This is a genomic window from Actinomyces viscosus, assembly GCF_900637975.1.
GTDB lineage: Bacteria > Actinomycetota > Actinomycetes > Actinomycetales > Actinomycetaceae > Actinomyces > Actinomyces viscosus.
Genome location: NZ_LR134477.1, coordinates 228,697 through 250,600 on the forward strand (window position 1 = coordinate 228,697; position 21,904 = coordinate 250,600).

10 protein-coding genes and 3 rRNA genes are annotated in these 21,904 nt (G+C 65.8%); 10 read left to right on the forward strand and 3 right to left on the reverse strand.

Annotated elements, in window-relative coordinates; genetic code table 11:
• Window positions 1-95: 95 nt before the first annotated feature.
• Window positions 96-2,549, forward strand: coding sequence for an NAD-dependent DNA ligase LigA (gene ligA, locus EL340_RS01105; protein WP_126413062.1), 2,454 nt, complete (start codon window positions 96-98; stop codon window positions 2,547-2,549).
• Window positions 2,550-2,624: 75 nt separating this feature from the next.
• On the opposite strand, the gene EL340_RS01110 is transcribed toward ligA, so the two are convergent.
• A complete protein-coding gene (locus tag EL340_RS01110) occupies window positions 2,625-4,526 on the reverse strand; it encodes a L,D-transpeptidase (RefSeq protein WP_164719325.1) in 1,902 nt (633 codons plus the stop codon).
• 412 nt (window positions 4,527-4,938) lie between these two features.
• Here EL340_RS01110 and gatC point away from each other — a divergent pair, with 412 nt between their 5' ends.
• The 5 genes from gatC (at window position 4,939) to EL340_RS01135 (ending at window position 11,531) form a co-directional block, all read left to right on the forward strand.
• Window positions 4,939-5,244: an Asp-tRNA(Asn)/Glu-tRNA(Gln) amidotransferase subunit GatC gene (gene gatC, locus EL340_RS01115; protein WP_075248934.1), complete on the forward strand. Its 306-nt coding sequence runs from the start codon at window positions 4,939-4,941 to the stop codon at window positions 5,242-5,244.
• A complete protein-coding gene (gene gatA, locus EL340_RS01120) occupies window positions 5,241-6,782 on the forward strand; it encodes an Asp-tRNA(Asn)/Glu-tRNA(Gln) amidotransferase subunit GatA (protein ID WP_126413063.1) in 1,542 nt (513 codons plus the stop codon). Before gatC ends, gatA begins: the two co-directional genes overlap by 4 nt.
• A complete protein-coding gene (gene gatB, locus EL340_RS01125) occupies window positions 6,779-8,275 on the forward strand; it encodes an Asp-tRNA(Asn)/Glu-tRNA(Gln) amidotransferase subunit GatB (protein ID WP_126413064.1) in 1,497 nt (498 codons plus the stop codon). Before gatA ends, gatB begins: the two co-directional genes overlap by 4 nt.
• A 345-nt stretch (window positions 8,276-8,620) precedes the next feature.
• Window positions 8,621-10,015, forward strand: coding sequence for an NAD(P)-dependent malic enzyme (locus EL340_RS01130; protein WP_126413065.1), 1,395 nt, complete (start codon window positions 8,621-8,623; stop codon window positions 10,013-10,015).
• A gap of 307 nt (window positions 10,016-10,322) precedes the next feature.
• The gene (locus EL340_RS01135; RefSeq protein ID WP_126413232.1) at window positions 10,323-11,531 is read left to right on the forward strand and encodes an IS110 family RNA-guided transposase; all 1,209 of its coding nucleotides are present in this window, start codon (window positions 10,323-10,325) and stop codon (window positions 11,529-11,531) included.
• 88 nt (window positions 11,532-11,619) lie between these two features.
• Here the strand turns inward: EL340_RS01135 and EL340_RS01140 are convergent, their stop codons facing one another.
• Window positions 11,620-12,177, reverse strand: coding sequence for a DoxX family protein (locus EL340_RS01140; RefSeq protein ID WP_126413066.1), 558 nt, complete (start codon window positions 12,175-12,177; stop codon window positions 11,620-11,622).
• Window positions 12,178-12,876: 699 nt separating this feature from the next.
• On the opposite strand from EL340_RS01140, the gene EL340_RS01145 reads away from it, so the two are divergent.
• From EL340_RS01145 to EL340_RS01160, 4 genes are all read left to right on the forward strand, one after another.
• Window positions 12,877-14,417, forward strand: a 16S ribosomal RNA gene (locus EL340_RS01145).
• Window positions 14,418-14,818: 401 nt separating this feature from the next.
• Window positions 14,819-18,004: ribosomal RNA gene (locus tag EL340_RS01150) — 23S ribosomal RNA — on the forward strand.
• A 172-nt stretch (window positions 18,005-18,176) separates the two neighbouring features.
• Window positions 18,177-18,293 (forward strand): 5S ribosomal RNA (gene rrf, locus EL340_RS01155).
• Together the 16S, 23S and 5S rRNA genes form the textbook arrangement of a ribosomal RNA operon.
• A 150-nt stretch (window positions 18,294-18,443) precedes the next feature.
• On the forward strand, window positions 18,444-19,823 hold the full coding sequence (locus EL340_RS01160) for a threonine/serine exporter family protein (protein ID WP_126413067.1): 1,380 nt from the start codon (window positions 18,444-18,446) through the stop codon (window positions 19,821-19,823).
• A 104-nt stretch (window positions 19,824-19,927) separates the two neighbouring features.
• Here EL340_RS01160 and EL340_RS01165 read toward each other — a convergent pair whose 3' ends face one another.
• Window positions 19,928-21,556 (reverse strand): aspartate:alanine exchanger family transporter, encoded by a 1,629-nt coding sequence (locus tag EL340_RS01165; RefSeq protein ID WP_126415246.1) that lies wholly within the window; start codon window positions 21,554-21,556, stop codon window positions 19,928-19,930.
• Between the last annotated feature and the right edge of the window lie 348 nt (window positions 21,557-21,904).

Below are 21,904 nucleotides of genomic sequence, written 5' to 3' on the forward strand. Positions count from 1 at the left end.
AGGCCCGGCAGCACCCCGAGCGGATGCGCACCCTGCGGTCGTCGGGTCCGGGACGCCTGAAACCGATTCGAGCCCGGTTGAGGAAGGATAGCCCCATGACTGACACCGACGCTCCCCGCGGTTCCGCTCCTGCCCCCTCCGCACCCTCGGCACCCTCCGGTGGGCAGGGCTCGGCGGATCTGAGTACCGTCCCCGCCGGCGTCCGGGAACGCTGGGGCGAGCTGGTCCGTGACATCGAGGCCGCCCGCGACGCCTACTACAACGCGATCGACGCCGAGAGCCCCCTGTCCGACGCCGACTACGACCTCCTCTACCGGGAGCTGGAGAGCCTGGAGGCGGCCCACCCCCTTCTGGCCCGCGCCGGGTCACCGACCCGTAGCGTGGGCGGGCGCGCCGTCACCGACTTCGCCCCTGCCCCCCACCACGAGCGCATGTACTCCCTGCAGGACGTCTTCTCCCTCGACGAGGTCCAGGAGTGGGCCGAGCGCATGAGTGCCGAGACCGGGGTCGCCGATGACGAGCTCGCCATGACCGCCGAGGTCAAGGTCGATGGCCTGGCCGTGGCCCTGACCTACGAGGACGGGATCCTCACCCGGGCCGCGACCCGCGGCGACGGCACCACCGGCGAGGACGTCACCGGCAACGTGCGCACCATCGCCAGCGTCCCCCTGGTCCTGGCCGGCGACGCCCACCCCTCCCTGCTCGAGGTGCGCGGTGAGGTCTACTTCCCCACCCAGGAGTTCGAGGCCTTCAACGAGGACCGCCGCACCCGCAACGTGCAGCGCCAGGCCGACGGCGCCCCGCTCCTGCAGGTCTTCGCCAACCCCCGCAACGCGGCCGCCGGCTCCTTGCGCCAGAAGAACCCCGCCGTCACCGCCTCCCGGCCCCTGGCGATGATCGCCCACGGGGTCGGCGCGATCACCCCGGCACCGGGGGAGGAGCTCCCCACCCGGCAGCACGAGTGGTACGAGCTCCTGGCCGGTTGGGGCCTGCCGGTCTCCCCCTACAACACCGTGGTACGGGGACGGGCCGAGCGCGAGGCCTACATCGAGCGCTACGCCACTCACCGCCACGACCTCATCCACGAGATCGACGGCATCGTCTTCAAGCTCGACGACCACTCCCTGCAGCGCCGGCTCGGCCACACCTCCCGGGTGCCTCGCTGGGCCACGGCCTACAAGTACCCGCCCGAGGAGGTCCGCACCCGGCTGCTGGACATCGCCGTCCAGGTGGGGCGCACCGGACGCGTCACCCCCTTCGGCATGATGGAGCCGGTCCTCGTCGCCGGCTCGACGGTGTCGCGAGCCACCTTGCACAACGCTACCGAGGTGGCGCGCAAGGGGGTGTGCATCGGGGACATGGTCATCGTGCGCAAGGCCGGTGACGTCATCCCCGAGATCCTGGGACCGGTCACCGACCTGCGCGACGGCACCGAGCGAGACTTCGTCATGCCGACGCACTGCCCCTCCTGCGGCACGGAGCTGGCGCCGGCCAAGGACGGCGACGTCGACCTGCGCTGCCCCAACACCCGCTCCTGCCCCGCCCAGCTCACCGAGCGGATCGCCCACATCGGCTCTCGGGGCGCGCTGGACGTCGAGGGCCTGGGCGACGAGGCCGCCGGCGCCCTCACCCGGCCCGACGCCGGACGCCGCGAGGCCCTGACCGCGCTCGCGGCGGGCCAGAGCCTGGAGACGGAGCGCGGACGGCTCAGCCTGCCGGCCGATGAGCTCGACGCCCTGCACGCCTCCCAGCGGGTGGAGGCCGTCGAGAAGATGCTGGAAGAGGCCGGGATCGCCGAGCAGACGCCGGTGCTCAGTGGTGAGGCCACCCTGTTCGACCTGATCGAGGAGGACCTGTGCGAGGTCTTCGTGTGGCGCCCCGTCTCCCGCCGCGGGGTCCCTACCGGCGACTGGCGCCTGAGTCGCTTCTTCTGGACCAAGCAGACCTATGACGCTGACGGCCGGGTCAAGAAGGCAACGGTGCCCGGCAAGAACGCGACCGCCATGCTCGCCCAGCTCCGGGACGCCCGCACCCGGCCCCTGTGGCGCATCCTGGTGGCCCTGTCCGTGCGGCACGTCGGCCCGACCGCGGCCCGGGCCCTGGCCATGCGCTTCAGGTCCCTGGAGGCCCTGTGCCAGGCTGATGTCGCCGAGCTGGCCGAGGTCGACGGCGTGGGGCCCGCCATCGCCGAGTCCTGGGCGCGGTGGCGCGAGGTCGAGTGGCACCGCGAGATCCTCAGCCGCTGGGAGGCCGCAGGGGTGCGCACCCGCGAGGAGAGCTCGGGCCAGCAGGAGTCGAGGCGGACCCTGGAGGGGCTGACCGTCGTCGTCACCGGCTCCCTGGAGGGATTCACCCGGGACAGCGCCAAGGAGGCCATCGTCTCGCGAGGAGGTAAGGCCTCGGGCAGTGTCTCGAGGAAGACGAGCTTCGTCGTCGTCGGGGACAAGGCGGGGTCCAAGGAGGCCAAGGCCCGTGAGCTGGGACTGCCGATCCTCGACGAGGACGGCTTCGTGACGCTCCTTGAAGAAGGACCGCAGGCGGTGTCCTGAGGACGTATGAACCGGGGTGGGGCGCCTCCTCGGAAGGAGGCGCCCCACCCCGGTTGCGGATCGGCCGGTGCCGGATCAGTAGTGGCTCTGGACCACGGTGCTCGTGTCGACCCAGTTGTAGATCCACTGAGCCTCGGAGACCGGCATGTTGACGCAGCCGTGCGAGCCGGAGTAGCCGAAGCTCGAGCGCCATGCCGCGCCGTGGAAGGCGTAGCCGCTGTAGAAGTAGCTCACCCACGGGACGTCCTCGGCGACGTAGGGCGAGCCGTCGGCGTTCTCGCCCCGCATCGTCTGGGACTCGTACTGCAGGTAGACCTTGTAGGTGCCGGTCACCGTGGGGGTCTCGGCGGCGCCGTCGACGATGGAGACCGGACCGTGCACGACGGTGGCGCCCTCATAGGCGGTCACCGTCTTGCTCGACAGGTTGAGGTCGATCCACTTCTCGCCCGGGGCGGCCTGGTAAGGCAGGTTCTCCGCGCCGTCGGCGATGGTGCGCTCCTTCCACTCCGCCTTGACCGTCGTCGTCTCGAAGGAGCCGGTGTAGGCCCTGTCGCTGCCGAAGGACTGAGTGATCGAGGTGGCGACCGCGTCAGCATTGTTGACGGTCTTGCCGTCCTTGGCCTCCGTCGGGGTGGAGACGACCTGTCCGCTGGCGTTGACATTGCGCTGACCGTTGACGGGGTCGACCTTGGCCTCCTCGGCCTGCGCCTGGACCCACTGGGAGACCTTCGCGGAGTCCACGGCGATGGTGGGGGCGGAGTCGGCCGAGTTGGTCACCGTGATCCACGATGCCTTGTCCGTGTCGTCCGCCGTGTAGGAGTCGTCGTCCAGGGTGATGGTGACGTCCTGGGAGACCCAGCTGTTGGCCTTGTCGGCAACCTTCTGGGCATCGTCGTCGGAGACCTTCGGGTCGGCGTTCGTCATCGTCAGGGAGACCGATGACGAGTCCAGGGACGTGGCGGCCTTCTGCGCGGCCTGAGCCAGGGCGTCCGCGTCCAGGGCGGCGCCCTTGGAGGCGCTCGTGGTGGAGAAGGTGGTGCCGTCCTCGCTGAGGACCACGGTGGCGTTGCGCGCCTTGGCACGGTCCTCGGGGATGAGGGAGGTGGCGTAGCTGTCCACGGTGGTCTTGTCGGTGGTGGCGACCACCGGGACCTCTCCCTTGGAGACCAGGGCCTGGAGCTTCTCACCGAGCGTGTCACCGCGTGCCATGACGGCATCGGCGGTGGCCTGGGCATCCACGGTGGTTCCCAGGTCTGCCAGGGAGGCGCTGGCGGTGACGTCCCCGGAGATGTCGACCTTGGCGTTGTTCGCAAGGTCCTCGACGGTGGCCACCACCTCCTCGCGGCTCTTACCGGAGACATCGGTACCGGCCACCATCGTGCCCGGCACGGCACGTCCGTCGTAGTGGGCGGCGTAGGCGTAGCCCCCCGCGCCGACGACGCCCAGCAGGAGGAGTGCGGCGGCCGCCACGCCCAGCGGCCAGCGGCGCCGGCGTCGGGGCTCGTCCAGGTAGGAGTCCTCGTCCGGCTGCGTGGGTGCTGCGAAGGCGGAGACGGCGGGGGAGGCCGGGGCGGCCTGACCCGCCGGGGCGGCCTGACCCGCCGGGGCGGCCGGCGCACCTGCAGCGGCGTCTTCGAGACCGTCAGTGCTGCCGGTGCTGCTGGCACTGCTGGTGCTGTTGGCCTCATCGGTGGCGGCGGTGCTGGGCTGGTCGTGCAGCTCGTTGTCGGTCCCCGGTGCAGCGACCGCGTCCGGGGCAACCACCTCGATCTCCTCGGTACTGCCCAGGCCCTCGTTGTCGCTTGAGGTGGTGCTGGCAGAGCGGGCATGCGGTGCCGCGCCGTTCGCAGCCGCCTGGAAGACAGACTGACGACGCACACCTGCGGGCTCCCCGTAGGGTGTGCTGAGCACGGTGGTCTTGCTCGGTGAGGCTTCTCCCTGGTGCTGAGCACCAGTGGGGGAAGTGTTGCTGCTCATGCGTCCTCGTCCCTCGACCGGGTGCTTCGCATCGTGCGGAGCGCGGTCGAATCCAGTTGTCCGTCCGACCTCCTGTGACCCAACGTCCTGGAGATCCGGTCCAAGGGCTGCCCGGTCCTTCAGGGAGCAGCGCTCCCGCAAGGTCCTCAGCAACCCGGTGCCCACCATGACATCCGTGAAACGAGGGGATGTCAATCATCCTCGGGGATGAAGTACTGTGAGATCGCACGAATCCGGTCTCAGTTTCGTTTCCTCTGGAATCCTGGGGTTTGGAGTCCAGCGTGTGCCTCCCGGCCCCGGATCGTCCATGGGGATCGGTCCCCGTTGCCGATTGCGTGTCGGCTCCAGTGTCGATGTCATGTGACGGCGTCATGTGACGGCAGCTCGGCCCGACCCGGCTAGACTCCACACCATGTCTGCTATCTCCACTGATGAGGTCGCACGGGTTGCGGCGCTGGCTCGGGTGGCTCTGAGCGAGGAGGAGGTGACGCGGCTGGCCGGGGAGCTGGATGCGGTCGCTTCCTCCTTCGCCCGGGTCACCAGCGTGGTCACGCCGGACCTTCCGGCCACCTCTCACCCCGTGCCCCTGACCAACGTACTGCGCGAGGACGTCCCGGCTCCTACGCTCGATGTCGACGAGCTCCTGGCCGGTGCGCCGGCCTCCGAGGACTCCATGTTCCTCGTGCCGCAGATCCTGGGGGAGGACTCCGCCTCATGAGTAGTACTGACATGGCCGGGCTGTCCGGCCTCATCAGGAGCAGCGCCGCCGATCAGGCCGCGGCCCTGACGGCGGGGGAGGTCTCCTCCCGCGAGCTCACCCAGGCCCACCTGGACCGCATCGCCGCTGTTGACGGCGCTGTGGGAGCCTTCCTCAATGTCGATGCCGAGCACGCGCTGAGCCAGGCCGACGCCGCCGACGCCGCCCGCAGGGAGGGGCGGGCGGCCAGCGAGCTGACCGGTGTGCCGGTGGCCGTCAAGGACCTCATCGTCACTCGGGGGCAGGTCACCACCGCCGCCTCCCGGATCCTTGAGGGCTGGGTGCCGCCCTACGACGCCACCCTCGTGCGCAACCTGCGCGCCGCCCGCACCCCGATCCTGGGCAAGACCAACCTCGATGAGTTCGCCATGGGCGGCTCCACCGAGCACTCGGCCTTCGGACGCACCGCCAACCCCTGGGACCTCGGACGCATTCCCGGAGGCTCCTCGGGCGGCTCCGCGGCCGCCGTCGGCGCCTACGAGGCCCCCGTGGCCGTCGGCACCGACACCGGTGGCTCGATCCGCCAGCCCGCGGCGGTCACCGGCACGGTCGGTGTCAAGCCCACCTACGGGACGGTCTCGCGCTTCGGCGTCATCGCCATGGCCTCCTCCCTCGACACTCCCGGCCCCATGGCCCGCACGGTGCTGGACACCGCGCTCCTGCACGACGTCATCGCCTCCCACGACCCGCTGGACTCGACCTCGCTGCCGGATGCGCCGCGCGGCATGGCTGCGGTCGTGCGGGCCGCCCAGGAGGGGCGGGACCTGACCGGCCTGAGGGTCGGCGTCATCTCCGAGCTCGACGGCGGCGAGGGCTACCACGACGGCGTCGTCGCCTCCTTCCACGCAGCCCTGGAGCTGCTCGAGGCGGCGGGTGCACGGGTGGAGACCGTCTCCCTGCCGCACCTGGAGTACGCGCTGGACGCCTACTACCTCATCATGCCCGCCGAGGCCTCCTCCAACCTGGCCCGGTACGACGGGATGCGCTACGGCCTGCGGGTCGAGCCGGCCGCGGGCCCGGTCACCGCCGAGACCGTCATGGCGGCCACCCGCGGGGCGGGATTCGGAGACGAGGTCAAGCGCCGCATCATCCTGGGCACGCACGTGCTGTCCGCCGGCTACTACGACGCCTACTACGGATCGGCTCAGAAGGTGCGCACCCTGGTGCAGCGCGACTTCGCCGCGGCCTGGGACAAGGCGGACATCCTCGTGTCGCCCACGGCCCCGGTGACGGCCTACCGCTTCGGGGAGAAGGACGACCCGCTGGCGATGTACAAGCTGGACGTGACCACGATCCCAGCCAACCTCGCCGGGGTGCCCGGCATGAGCCTGCCCTCGGGTCTGAGCGATGACGGGCTGCCGGTGGGCTTCCAGATCCTGGCGCCGCAGCGGGCCGATGACCGGCTCTACCGCGCCGGAGCCGTCCTGGAGGCCGCGCTGGAGGAGACATGGGGGGCGCCGCTGCTGTCGCGCGCACCCGAGCTGGAGGAGACACGATGAGTGACACGCTGATGGACTTCGACGAGGCCGTTCGCCGCTACGACCCGGTCCTGGGCCTGGAGGTGCACGTCGAGCTGGGGACCACCACCAAGATGTTCGACGCCGCCCCCAACGTGTTCGGCGCCCAGCCCAACACGATGGTGACCCCCACCTCGGTGGGACTCCCCGGAGCGCTGCCGGTGGTCAACGCCCGAGGGGTGGAGTACGCCATCCGCATCGGCCTGGCCCTGGGCTGCCAGATCGCCGAGTCCTGCCGCTTCGCCCGGAAGAACTACTTCTACCCGGACCTGGCCAAGGACTTCCAGACCTCCCAGTCCGACGAGCCCATCGCCTATGACGGCGCCCTGGAGATCGAGCTGGAGGACGGCTCCTTCTTCACCATCCCGATCGAGCGGGCCCACATGGAGGAGGACGCCGGCAAGAACACCCACATCGGGGGCGCCGACGGCCGTATCGAGGGTGCCAGCTACTCCCTGGTGGACTACAACCGGGCCGGCGTACCGCTGGTGGAGATCGTGACCCGCCCCATCGAGGGCGCCGGTGCCAGGGCCCCCCAGGTGGCCGCCACGTATGTGCGCACCCTGCGCGACATCTTCCGGGCCCTGGGCGTCTCCGAGGCGCGCATGGAGCGAGGCAACGTGCGCGCCGACGTCAACGTCTCCCTGCGCGAGTCGCCCGACGCGCCGTTGGGCACCCGCACCGAGACCAAGAACGTCAACACCTTCCGCGGTATCGAGCAGGTCATCCGCTACGAGATCCAGCGGCAGGCCGCCATCCTGGCCGCCGGGGGAGAGGTTCTCCAGGAGACTCGCCACGGCCAGGCCGACGGCACCACCCGCGCCGGTCGCGTCAAGTCCGACGCCGACGACTACCGCTACTTCCCCGAACCGGACCTCGTGCCGGTGGCACCCAGCCGTCAGTGGGTCGAGCAGATTCGTGAGGACCTGCCGGAGATGCCGGCAGCCAAGCGCCGTCGGCTCAAGGCTGAGTGGAACCTGAGCGACACCGAGATGCGCGACGTCGTCAACGCCGGGGCTCTTGAGCTCATCGAGGCCACCGCGGCCGCGGGAACCACCGGCCAGGCCGCCCGCAAGTGGTGGATGGGTGAGCTCTCCCGCACCGCCAAGGAGCAGGAGACCGCCCTGGAGGACCTGGCCGTCACGCCCGCCCAGATCGCTGAGCTGCAGGGACTGGTGGACTCCGGTCGCCTCACCGACAAGCTGGCCCGGCAGGTGCTTGAGGGGGTCCTGGCCGGGGAGGGTGATCCCGAGGCCGTGGCCGCCGCTCGCGGGCTGGAGGTGGTCTCCGACGACTCCGCCCTGCTGGCGGCCGTGGACGAGGCCCTGGCAGCGAACCCGGACGTTGCGGACAAGATCCGCGGCGGCAAGGTCCAGGCGGCCGGCGCCATCGTCGGCGCCGTCATGAAGGCGACTCGAGGCCAGGCCGACGCCAAACGCGTGCGTGAGCTGGTCATGGAACGCGTCCAGGGCTGAGCCGGGCCTTCCTGATCCTCGGCCGAGACCTACCCCCTTGCCCCGCGTGACGAGGGAGGTTTGGAGCAGCCGAATAAGTCCGGCCCGTTCCCGTTCGCGGCAGGCAACGGGAACGGGCCGGACCGTTCGCCGTCGAGGCGCCTGAGGGACTTGCGGCGCTGATGTCTCGCTGGTGTGATACCCCTCCCAGATCAGCGCCTGAATGCCTGCGAAAGCGCGGTGGCGCCTCAGTCGATGTCTCATTATGCGGTCGTTGTAGGACCGTCATCCGGCTGAGAGCGGGCCGGTGGGGGATAGGCTCAGGGCACTTATCACGAGACCCCGCCAGTCCCACAAGGAGTGCCCATGGTTCAGCCCAGTCCCAGTTACACCGTCGCCCTGTACCTCGAGGTGCCCGCCTCCCAGAAGGCGGTGGCCCGCCTGGTCGACACCGCCACTGCGACTGGTGCCATCGTCACCGGCGTCGACGTGGCCGACGCCGACGGCGACAAGCTCACCGTCAACCTCACCGCCGACACCCGCGACTCCAAGCACCGCAACGAGCTCGTCGCCAAGCTCGAGGAGATCGACGGCGTCGTCGTCCGTAACGTCGGCGACTCCACCTTCCTGACCCACGTCGGCGGCAAGATCGAGGTCTCCGGCAAGTACCCGATCCACAACCGTCGCGACCTGGCACGCGTCTACACCCCCGGGGTCGCCCGCGTCTGCAAGGCCATCTACGACCACCCCGAGCGCGCCCGGATGCTCACCATCAAGAAGAACACCGTCGCCGTCGTCACCGACGGCACCGCGGTCCTGGGCCTGGGGGACATCGGTCCCTCGGCCGCCATGCCCGTCATGGAGGGCAAGGCCGTCCTGTTCAAGCAGTTCGGCAACGTCGACGCCTGGCCGGTGGCCCTGGACACCAAGGACCCCGAGGAGATCATCTCCATCGTCAAGGCCATCGCCCCGGCCTACGGAGGCATCAACCTGGAGGACATCGCGGCGCCCAAGTGCTTCGACATCGAGGCGCGTCTGCGCGAGGAGCTCGACATCCCCGTCTTCCACGACGACCAGCACGGCACGGCCATCGTGACCCTGGCCGCTCTTATCAACGCACTGAAGATCGTGGGCAAGAAGATCGAGGACGTGCGCATCGTCCTGTCCGGCGTCGGCGCGGCGGGCAACGCCATCGCCAAGCTGCTCATGGCTCACGGCGCTACCGACATCGTCGGTTACGGGCGCACCGGGGCCCTGTCCGCAGCCGACACCGAGGGGATGAACGAGCACCGCAAGTGGCTCGCGGAGAACACCAACCCGCGTCAGGTGACCGGCTCCCTCAAGGAGGGGCTCAAGGGTGCCGACGTCTTCATCGGCGTCTCGTCGGGCAACCTGCTCGAGCCTGAGGACCTGGCGGCCATGAACGACGGCGCCATCGTCTTCGCCATGGCGAACCCGATTCCCGAGGTCGACCCGATCCGCGCCGCCGACTACGCCGCGGTCGTGGCGACCGGACGCTCGGACTTCCCCAACCAGATCAACAACGTGCTGGCCTTCCCCGGACTTTTCCGCGGCCTGCTGGATACCGGAATCACTGACATCTCCACCGAGCTGCTGCGGGCCGCCTCCACCGGCATCGCCTCAGTGATCGCCGACGACGAGATCAGTCCCGTGTACATCATCCCCGGTGCCTTCGACACCCGCGTCGCCGACGCCGTGGCCAAGGCGGTGCGCAAGTTCGCCGAGGCGGAGAGTGAGTAAGTAAAGGGGCAGAACACTCCGCCTGATGCAGCAGGGGGGGCGTGTGGCACCACCGGCCGGTGGTGCCACACGCCCGTTACCTTGTTGGTGGTCCCGGGTGGTCCGGGGCTGGGCCAGCTGCTGTGGGCATGATGTCTTGCCCCTGTCTTCTAATGATCCGGGGGGTGTTGTCACCCGCGGCAGCCGGGCGCTGGTGACCGCTGATAAGGGGAACGACCCGCTGCGTGTGAGGTCTTTCGTAACGTGGGTGCGGGACCGGTCGTCCACCGGCTGACCCTCACCCATGCAGCGAGAGGTGGCAGGAGAGATGGATATCGAGGACATCGACGTCTTCATCGGCATCGACGTCGGCAAGAGCGAGCACTGGGCCACGGCCCTGAGCCGGGACGGGCAGAAGGTCCTCGACAGGGCCCTGCCCAACGACGAGGACCGGCTGCGTGAGGTCTACCAGCGCCTGCAGGCAAAGGGGCAGGTGCTGGTGGTGGTCGACCAGCCCGCCACCATCGGGGCCCTGGCGGTGGCGGTGGCTCAGGACATGGGCATCACCGTGGGCTACCTGCCCGGGCTGTCGATGCGCCGCATCGCTGACCTGACGCCGGGCAGCGCCAAGACCGACGCCAAGGACGCTGCCGTCATCGCCGGCGCAGCCAGGACCATGCCTCACACCCTGAGAGCCGTCAGCGCCTCGGAGGAAGAGGCTGCGGCGCTGAGCATGCTGACTGGCTTCGACCTGGACCTGGCCCGCCAGGTCAACCAGACCGCAAACCGGATCCGGGGCCTGTACACCCAGATCCACCCCGCCCTCGAGGCCGTGGTGGGGCCCTGGCTGGAGCACGACGCCGTCTTGGAGGTCGTCGCCGCCTGGCCCACTCCAGCCGATCTGAAGCGAGCGGGCAAGGCAAGGATTGACGCCAGGCTCAAGAAGCACGGGTGCAGGCGGCACGCCACCTGGGCCGGCCAGATCGTCTCGGCCCTGGAGCACCAGACCGTGGTGGTCGCCGGCACCGACGCCGCCGCAGTGGTGCTGCCCCACCTGGCTAGGCAGCTCATCTCCCTGCACGCTCAGCGGGCCGATGTCGCAGCCCAGGTCGAGACCCTGGTGCAGGCCCACCCTCTTTACCAGGTCCTGACCTCCATGCCCGGGATCGGGGTCAGGACCGCAGCCGTCTTCCTGGCCGAGACCCTGGGCAAGACCTTCGACGCCGGAGCCCAGCTGGCCTCCTACGCCGGGCTCGCTCCTGTCACACGTCGCTCCGGCTCATCGATCCGTGGTGAGCACGTCTCCCACGGCGGCAACAAGAGGCTCAAGCGCGCCATGTTCCTGTCCGCCTTCGCCTCACTGCGCTCCGACCCCGTCTCCCGGGCCTACTACCAGCGCAAACGCAACCAGGGCAAACGCCATAACCAGGCCGTCCTCGCCCTGGCCCACCGCCGCATCCTGACCCTGCACGCCATGATCCGCAACGGCGCACTCTACGACCCCCAACCAGCCACGAAACTACCCACCGCCGCTTGACACACCACATAGGGGCACCCCCCTGTCGCGCCCAGGGCATGGTCCGTTGGTGATCGTCGATCAATCGGTCAACGGGACCTCTGCGGGATCAGCGCAGCCAGGAGTCCCCGACCAGGCGGGCCCACCAGTTCCCCAGTCCGAGGGTGTCGCCGGCGCGTGTCAGCGCGAACAGGACAGTGGACAGTGCCAGGACCCAGTGGAGGTCGACCAGGGGGTTGGTGGCGGCATCCTCAGTGCCTCCGGTTCCGATGGGCCATAGCGCGAGGTACATGGATACCATGAGTGCCGAGGCCGCGATGGCGCTCACCTTGAGCCCGATGCCAAGGATGAGGGCGACGCCGACGCCGAGCATTCCGGCCATGAACAGCCAGTCTCCTACCGGGTTGGCGAAGAGCGTGAAGGCGCTCCCGAAGGGGCTGTTGGCCGCCACTCCCTTGATGAACCTCTGGGCGGGCTGACCCCCGTTGATCCAGGCCATCTGAGGCGATGTGGAGAACCCGAGGCCGAAGGTCTTGTCCAGGAAGGCCCAGAGGAAGAAGAAGCCGACGACGATCCTCATGATGGCCAGCACGATGCGGGCCGAAGGACTGGTCACGATGTCGGATCCGGAACGAGGGCGCTTGGCGCCACGCATGGAGGCAGGCACGGGACGTGCTCCTTGGAGTCATGTGGTGAGCGGAGTCGATCACCAGAAAGTTGAACAATGAACTGAGTGGTCGATGGTAGTACACGGACGGTCCGGTCAAAACTGACGCCCGACAGGGTGGCTGCCGTGGTGCGTGGACCTCAGGACGAGAGCGTTGCGATAACAAGGGAAAACTGATGTGTTCTGGATCATGGAGATTCAGTTTGACGCCCAGGGGGCGGACCTGCCTAAAGTACAGCCCGCTGCCGAATGGGCCGAGCTTCCTGCAAGGTCTTCCGGCAGTCAGTCCGCTGGGACGCGAGGCTGTCAGATGTGACCGAGGTCAATCTTCTCGAGGTTGACATCGACACGACAGATCTCCTAAAGTAGCGGAGTTGCTCGCCGGAGCAAGGTCAAGCCAACAGGCTTGGGTGAGAGCTGGCTGGGTGTGTTGTTTGAGAACTCGATAGTGTGTCATGTTTTTTATGCCATGGGTCCTGGGGGCTGTGCGTGGTTGTCTGGGTTGCCTGTCTTGTGTGGTGGGTGGTTTGGGTGGTTGTGTGTGGTTTCTGGGGCTTGTTTTGTTTTGGTTTGCCTGGCTCTTCTGTGTGGGGGGTTGGGTTGGGCCTGGTCTGGTTTTCTGGACTGTGTGCTGACTGTTGGTGTTCTGGTTGGCTGCCTTGTTTGGTGGTTGGCTTGGGGTGCCTTTTTTGTTGGTTTTGTTTGGAGAGTTTGATCCTGGCTCAGGACGAACGCTGGCGGCGTGCTTAACACATGCAAGTCGAACGGTGAAGGAGCCAGCTTGCTGGTTCTGGATGAGTGGCGAACGGGTGAGTAACACGTGAGTAACCTGCCCCCTTCTTCTGGATAACCGCATGAAAGTGTGGCTAATACGGGATATTCTGGGTCTGTCGCATGGTGGGCCTGGGAAAGGTTTGTTCCGGTGGGGGATGGGCTCGCGGCCTATCAGCTTGTTGGTGGGGTGATGGCCTACCAAGGCGGTGACGGGTAGCCGGCCTGAGAGGGTGGACGGTCACACTGGGACTGAGACACGGCCCAGACTCCTACGGGAGGCAGCAGTGGGGAATATTGCACAATGGGCGCAAGCCTGATGCAGCGACGCCGCGTGAGGGATGGAGGCCTTCGGGTTGTGAACCTCTTTCGCCAGTGAAGCAGGCCTGCTCCTTGTGGGTGGGTTGACGGTAGCTGGATAAGAAGCGCCGGCTAACTACGTGCCAGCAGCCGCGGTAATACGTAGGGCGCGAGCGTTGTCCGGAATTATTGGGCGTAAAGAGCTCGTAGGCGGCTGGTCGCGTCTGTCGTGAAATCCTCTGGCTTAACTGGGGGCTTGCGGTGGGTACGGGCCGGCTTGAGTGCGGTAGGGGAGACTGGAACTCCTGGTGTAGCGGTGGAATGCGCAGATATCAGGAAGAACACCGGTGGCGAAGGCGGGTCTCTGGGCCGTTACTGACGCTGAGGAGCGAAAGCGTGGGGAGCGAACAGGATTAGATACCCTGGTAGTCCACGCCGTAAACGTTGGGCACTAGGTGTGGGGGGCCTTTTCCGGGTCTTCCGCGCCGTAGCTAACGCATTAAGTGCCCCGCCTGGGGAGTACGGCCGCAAGGCTAAAACTCAAAGGAATTGACGGGGGCCCGCACAAGCGGCGGAGCATGCGGATTAATTCGATGCAACGCGAAGAACCTTACCAAGGCTTGACATGTGCCGGATGGTCCTGGAGACGGGGTTTCCTCCTTTGGGGGCTGGTTCACAGGTGGTGCATGGTTGTCGTCAGCTCGTGTCGTGAGATGTTGGGTTAAGTCCCGCAACGAGCGCAACCCTTGTCTCGTGTTGCCAGCACGTTGTGGTGGGGACTCGCGGGAGACTGCCGGGGTCAACTCGGAGGAAGGTGGGGATGACGTCAAATCATCATGCCCCTTATGTCTTGGGCTTCACGCATGCTACAATGGCCGGTACAGAGGGCTGCGATACTGTGAGGTGGAGCGAATCCCTTAAAGCCGGTCTCAGTTCGGATCGGTGTCTGCAACTCGACACCGTGAAGTTGGAGTCGCTAGTAATCGCAGATCAGCAACGCTGCGGTGAATACGTTCTCGGGCCTTGTACACACCGCCCGTCACGTCATGAAAGTCGGCAACACCCGAAGCCCGTGGCCCTATGGGGAGCGGTCGAAGGTGGGGCTGGTGATTGGGACGAAGTCGTAACAAGGTAGCCGTACCGGAAGGTGCGGCTGGATCACCTCCTTTCTAGGGATTGATTGTGCTTGCGGCGCCCCTGGTGTCCTGGTTTGTTTCACCCCTTTTGTTCTTGTGGGGGTGGCTGGGGTGCTGGGTGCCGTGGGGAAGATGATGGTGTAAGGAACACGCCTGCCTGGGCTGGTTGGTCTGGGTGGGTGCCCCTGCGTGTGCGTGCTTGGTGTGCGTGTGTGTGGGGGTGGCATGCTGTCGGGGTTCTGGGGCAGTGCGCCCTGGTTGCCTGGCCTGTAGGGTCTGCTGGTTTGTTGCTGGTGGGTCTTGTGGGTGTGGGTGGGTTGGTTGTGAACTGTATAGTGGACGCGAGCATCTTACTGTAAGTGTTTTCTGCGACAAGCGCGTGGATGCGCATGGTCTTGTGTGGGTCGTGTGTGTTTGTGTGTTGTTGTGGTTCTTGTTGTTTGTTTTTGTTGAGCGTTCGGTGGATGCCTTGGCATCAGGGGCCGATGAAGGACGTGGTGGCCTGCGATATTCCTCGGGGAGCCGGCTGGCGGGCTGTGATCCGAGGGTTTCCGAATGGGGGGACCCGGCACGAGTTATGTCGTGTCACCTGCATCTGAATTGTATAGGGTGTGGGGGGTGACGCGGGGAAGTGAAACATCTTAGTACCCGTAGGAGAAGATATTCCGTGAGTAGTGGCGAGCGAAAGCGGATGATGGTTAAACCGTGTGCGTGTGATACTCGGCAGGGGTTGCGTGTGCGGGGTTGTGGGGCTGTTCTGTCGTCTTCTGCCGGAGGCGGGGCGCGTGTGCTGGCTGGTAGCTGAAACGTCTGGGAAGGCGTGGCGTAGTGGGTGATACCCCCGTAGGTGTAACTGGTTGGTGCGTGTCTGGGATGGTGCCCGAGTAGCACGGGGCTCGTGGAATCCTGTGTGAATCTGCCAAGACCACTTGGCTGCCTGAATACCTCCTGATGACCGATAGTGGATAGTACCGTGAGGGAATGGTGAAAAGTACCCCGGGAGGGGAGTGAAATAGTACCTGAAACCGGGCGCTTGCAAGCCGTCAGAGCCTTCTGCATGCTTTGGTGTGTGGGGGTGGTGGCGTGCCTTTTGAAGAATGAGCCTGCGAGTCAGTGGCGTGTCGCGAGGTTAACCCGTGTGGGGTAGCCGTAGCGAGAGCGAGTCCGAATAGGGCGTTGTTGTAGTGGCGCGTTCTGGACCCGAAGCGGGGTGATCTACCCATGGCCAGGTTGAAGCACGTGTAAGAGCGTGTGGAGGACCGAACCCACCTAGGTTGAAAACTGGGGGGATGAGCTGTGGGTAGGGGTGAAAGGCCAATCAAACTCCGTGATAGCTGGTTCTCCCCGAAATGCATTTAGGTGCAGCGTTGCGTGTTGCCCGGCGGAGGTAGAGCTACTGGGTGGCTGATGGGCCCCACAGGGTTACTGACGTCAACCAAACTCCGAATGCCGTCAGGGTGTGAGCGTGGCAGTGAGACTGCGGGGGATAAGCTCCGTGGTCGAGAGGGAAACAGCCCAGATCGCCGGCTAAGGCCCCTAAGCGTGTGCTAAGTGGGAAAGGATGTGCGGTCGCGCAGACAACCAGGAGGTTGGCTTAGAAGCAGCCATCCTTGAAAGAGTGCGTAATAGCTCACTGGTCAAGTGATCGTGCGCCGACAATGTAGCGGGGCTCAAGTACACCGCCGAAGCCGCGGACCCACAGCGTTGCTCCCTTCACCGTGCGCCGTTGCGCGTGTGGTGGCAGGGGCTGTGGGTGGTAGGGGAGCGTCCTGCACCGGGGGAAGCGTCTGGGTGACCGGGCGTGGACGGTGCGGGAGTGAGAATGCAGGCATGAGTAGCGATACTAGGGTGAGAAGCCCTAGCGCCGAATGACCAAGGGTTCCAGGGCCAGGCTAGTCCGCCCTGGGTGAGTCGGGACCTAAGGCGAGGCCGACAGGCGTAGTCGATGGATGACGGGTTGATATTCCCGTACCGGCGAAGCACCGCCCATGCTGACGCGCGGGTGCTAACCCACGCCCAGCCACCACGTAAGCCCTCAACTCGGGTCTTCGGACCTGGTGGGGGTTGTGGTGGTGGGGTCTGGGGATCCTCCGTGCAGGTAGGCAAGCGTGTTAACAGGGGTGACGCACAGTGGTAGCCCGGCGGACCTGATGGCTTGGTCCGTTCAAGCGCGCAGCCCGTCCTCCAGGTAAATCCGGGGTGACGACCCATTTGGTTGGGTGAGGGTGAGGCGTGATGGTGACCCCACGCTGGTGGGGGATAGCAGGGTGATCCTGGGGTGCCGAGAAAAGCCTCGACGCGATGGTGCCAGCCGCCCGTACCCTAAACCGACACAGGTGGTCGGGCAGAGTATGCCTAGGCGCACGAGTGAATCATGGTTAAGGAACTCGGCAAAATGCCCCCGTAACTTCGGGAGAAGGGGGGCCCGATTCCCTGAAGCCCCGTCGCGGGCTAGGGGGGTGGGTCGCAGAGACCAGGGGGAAGCGACTGTTTACTAAAAACACAGGTCCGTGCGAAGCCGTAAGGCGATGTATACGGACTGACGCCTGCCCGGTGCTGGAAGGTTAAGAGGAACCATCAACCCTTCGGGGTGAAGTGGTGAATTTAAGCCCCAGTAAACGGCGGTGGTAACTATAACCATCCTAAGGTAGCGAAATTCCTTGTCGGGTAAGTTCCGACCTGCACGAATGGCGTAACGACTTCCCCGCTGTCTCAACCATGAGCTCGGCGAAATTGCAGTACGAGTAAAGATGCTCGTTTCGCGCAGAAGGACGGAAAGACCCCGGGACCTTTACTACAGCTTGGTATTGGCGCCCGCTATAGCTTGTGCAGGATAGGTGGGAGACTGTGAAGCCGTCACGCCAGTGGTGGTGGAGTCGTCCTTGAAATACCACTCTGGTTATGGCGTGCGCCTGAACCTGGGCCCGTGATCCGGGTTAGGGACAGTGCCTGGTGGGTAGTTTAACTGGGGCGGTTGCCTCCTAAAGTGTAACGGAGGCGCTCAAAGGTTCCCTCAGCCTGGTCGGCAACCAGGTGTTGAGTGCAAGTGCACAAGGGAGCTTGACTGTGAGACCGACGGGTCGAGCAGGTACGAAAGTAGGAACTAGTGATCCGGCGATCCCGTGTGGGTGGGTCGTCGCTCAACGGATAAAAGGTACCCCGGGGATAACAGGCTGATCCTGCCCAAGAGTCCATATCGACGGCATGGTTTGGCACCTCGATGTCGGCTCGTCGCATCCTGGGGCTGGAGCAGGTCCCAAGGGTTGGGCTGTTCGCCCATTAAAGCGGTACGCGAGCTGGGTTTAGAACGTCGTGAGACAGTTCGGTCCCTATCCTCTGCGCGCGCAGGAGACTTGAGAAGGCCTGTCCCTAGTACGAGAGGACCGGGACGGACGAACCTCTGGTGTGCCAGTTGTCCCGCCCGGGGCACGGCTGGTTGGCTACGTTCGGGAAGGGTAACCGCTGAAAGCATCTAAGCGGGAAACCATCTTCAAGATAAGGTCTCCACAAGACAATTGTTTTGGTAGGCCCCCAGCAGACTACTGGGTTGATAGGCCAGAAGTGGAAGACCGGTAACGGTTGGAGCTGACTGGTACTAATAGGCCAACACAAACAACAACCCCCACCACAACCATCAAACCCTTGGTGGCGAGAAGGGGGGGTGCACACAGGTGCGGAAGCGTCCACTATACGGTCCACAACCAACCCAACCCGGCCGGCAGCCAGCCACAACCGTGAATAGAGCACACCACACACGTATGGCGACGGTTCCTGCACTGCCTAACCAGTCGTCTCGGTGGTCACAGCGACAGGGACACGCCCGGACCCATCCCGAACCCGGAAGCTAAGCCTGACAGCGCCGATGGTACTGCACCCGCCAGGGTGCGGGAGAGTAGGACACCACCGAGCACACACCACCCGCGGGGCTTATGAGATCCATCCCGGATCTCATAAGCCCCGCGTCGTTGTTTACTGCCTGGTTCGGTTCTGCGCACCGACGCCGTGTTGTATCCACATACGATCTGACACGGGGGCATGAAACGGTGCACCATTGTCTCCGTGACTGACACCGACCTACCACCTTCCCGTTCAGGCAGCCATGAGCAGGGCCTCGATGCTGACCGGCTCATGCAACAGTCCGACGTCGTGCTGCATCTTGGGCGTCTCATGCTCGCCGCGGGCGCAGGCTCCTACCGCATTAAGTCCTCTATGGCGAGAGCCGCGTCCGCGGTTGGGCTTGACCGGCATGAGGCGACGGTGACGATGACGGAGATCGTCACCTCCTCCTACGTCGGCAACCGATTCCGCACCGAGGCCTGCGAGGTGCGTCGTGTCGGCGTCAACGTGGACCGGCTGGAGGCTCTGCGCAGGATCGTCCACGACCTGCGGGCGCATGAGACCGTTGAGCACCTCGAGGCCAAGCTGGCGCAGGTCGAGAAGATGCATGCTCGGTACAACGTATTCACCAATGCTGCTGCTTCCGGTGTGGCCTGCGCAGGATTCTGTTTTCTCAACAAGGGCGGTTGGGTCGAGTGCCTGACGGTGCTCGTAGCGGCTTTTCTCGGGCAGCTCATTCGGCGGCAGATGCTCGAACGGCACTACCAGCACTTCTTCACCTGGCTCGTCTGTGGAGTCGCCGCATCCGGTACCTACATGGGTATCGTTACTGCACTCGATGCGGCTGGCGTGGTGACCGGGAACCACCAGGGCGGCATCATCTCGGCCATCTTGTTCCTCATTCCAGGTTTCCCCATGGTCACGGCGATGCTGGATCTGTTCCGTCAGGACTTCTCCTCGGCGCTGTCGCGCAGTGCCTACGTCCTCATGGTGATGGCGGCGGCAGGCGTCGCTGTGTGGACGGTGACCTTCATCTTCCGCTGGGATGTAGAGACGGCCAGCGGTGCCGCCCTTGGGGGGCCGCCCCTGTACATCCTGCGCTGCTTCTGCTCCTTCATCGCTGCCTACGGATTCGCGATGCTGTTCAATGCGGGCGCTAAGGCCAGCGTGCTGGCCGCTGTCGTCGGGGCTCTGGCCAACACCGGGCGGCTTCTTCTCATCGACGTCTTCCACGTGCCGTGGCAGCTCTCCGTGGGGCTGGCTGCGGTGACGATCGGCCTGCTGGCCCAGCTCTTCGTCTCCCGCGCCTCGCTGTCGCGGGTGGCGCTCTCCGTGCCCGCCGTCGTCATCATGATCCCCGGAGTCCCCTTCTACCGGGCCATCTCCGCACTCAACACGCTGTCGGTGGACAAGGGCGTCGATGTCGGCGAGGCTGCCACGAACCTGGCCGAGGTCTTCTTCGTCATCACGGCAATTGGTGTCGGACTCGCCTTGGCGCGCATCATCACCGACCACAATTGGCGCCACGATGTCGCCACCTCCGGACACATCACGCTGCCTCGCAATCGGGACGAGGCGGAGAGGCAGCCGATCGAGGACTGACGCGAAGTCCTCGGCGTCCACAAGACGTCATGGTGGCCCGCCGCTGCATACCAGCGACGGGCCACCATTGACGTTGTCAAACGGGTGAGGCTCAGTCGGAGAGGTCAGAGACCGCCGAGGATCTGGGCGATGAAGATCTTGACGATCATCGCCACGGGATAGACCATCGCATACCCCAAGGCCACCCGAGGGTCGGCACCGGTGCGCTCGTTGGCGAAGGCCAGAATCGCCGGCTGGGTCTGGACACCACCGATGAGGCCGGACAGGCGAGTTCCCCCCATCCTGACCACCCAACGCATGGAGACGTAGATCCCCAGCCCCACAATGGTGGTGACGACGAAGCCGGTGATGAAGATCCTCCACCAGTCACCGCCGGTGAATGCATGCGCAATCTCTCCACCCGCCTTGGTGCCGGCCTGGGCCAGGAAGACCAGGAGACCGAACTCCGAGAGCACCGCCGTCGCAGTGAAGGGCATGGCGGTCACGAAGTTCCCGATGCGGCCGATACGGCCGAAAATGAGTCCGACCAGAAGCGTGCCGGCCGCCGACCCGATGGAGAAGGTGGCGCCGGTAGGCGTGAGGAACTTCCACTCACCGATGAAGATGCCCAGGGCCATCCCCAGCCCCAGGGCCACCGGGTTGATGGATGACAGCCCTCGCGACGAGTCGCCGAAGTAGGTTGAGATCTCCTTCATGCGTCCGGTCGGGCCGACGACGCGAACCCGGTCACCCTGCTGGAGGACGAGGTCCGAGGTGCCCACCATGTCCACGTCGCCGCGGCGGACACGAGAGATCGTCGCCCCGAAGCGGTGGTCGATGTCGAGCTCGCCGATGGTGCGGCCGGCCAGCTTCGGGTCGGAGACCGTGATGCGGCGGAAGTCGAGGTACTTACGGTCCTCGATGAGGGAGTGCGACGAGCCGTGGCCCACTGCCCTGATCGCCTGGTTGACGGCCTCCTGAGTGCCGACGACGGTGATGAGGTCGTCCTTGTACAGGCGGTCGTCATTCGTCGGCCGGGTGATCGGTCCCTTCTCGCCGCGACGCAGGCGGGAGAATCGTAGCTGCCCCGAGATGGTCTCGACGATGTTGCCCAGGACAGGACCGTCCTCACGCTCCACACGGATGGTGCGGTTGATGAGCGGGGAAGGGGTGTCCTTGTCGCTGCGGCGGTAGCGCAGCGCCAGCAGGCAGAAGAACAGCATGCCGATGACGCCGTAGAGGTAGGTGACGGCGTAGGCCACCGTGGCGTCTCCCGGTCCGGCCTTGTCACCGGCCATCGCTGCGGCGTTTCCGGCTGCCGCCAGGGCAGGCGTGTTTGTGACGGCTCCGGCGAATGCGCCCGCGATCATCGCTGCCTTGAGGCCGAGAAGACGTCCTACACCCACGGCTGCCAGGGACGCGACGCCCAGTACACCCAGAACGATGGCCAACGGCCCACCGGCGGTGCGGATGACGTGGAAGAAGTTCGGCCCGGACTGGATGCCGATGGCGAAGGTGAAGATCGCAAGCCCCAAGGTCCCCACCTCTCTGGGAACCTCGATGGGGGTCGAGGCGGACGCTCCCCAGGCGGCCAGCGCGATGCCGCAGAACAGAACTGCCGCCGCCCCGAGACTCACTCCCTTGATCTTGACGTGTCCAAGCAGCATCCCGGTACCTACCAGCAGGAACAGGACGAGAACCGCGTTCCCGGACAGGTGGTGCAGGACATTGGCGTGTGCCACTTTCCAGGCCATGAGGGCGGTGCTGCAGACCAGGAGCACCGTCGCCGGGATGCGTATGCTTCTGCGCCTGGCGCGCCAGAGGAGCATCCCGGCGCCAACCATGAGGAGCACGATGACAACCGGGTTGTCTAGCAGATAGTCCAGGACAGTGGTGACCACGTCGCTGTGCCGCCTTCCGTCTCACCGCTGAAAGTGACGCAGCGGATGTTTGTCATGAGTAACAGACTCATTGTGTCATCTCCGGAGGACCTCGTGCCGTACCAAGGTCCGGGATTCGCCGGCCGAAGACGGCGGGGAACAGGCTCGTCGTCCGGCGGCACCGCGAGTCCGTGATTCCACGATGTGAGATCATGGGTGTCT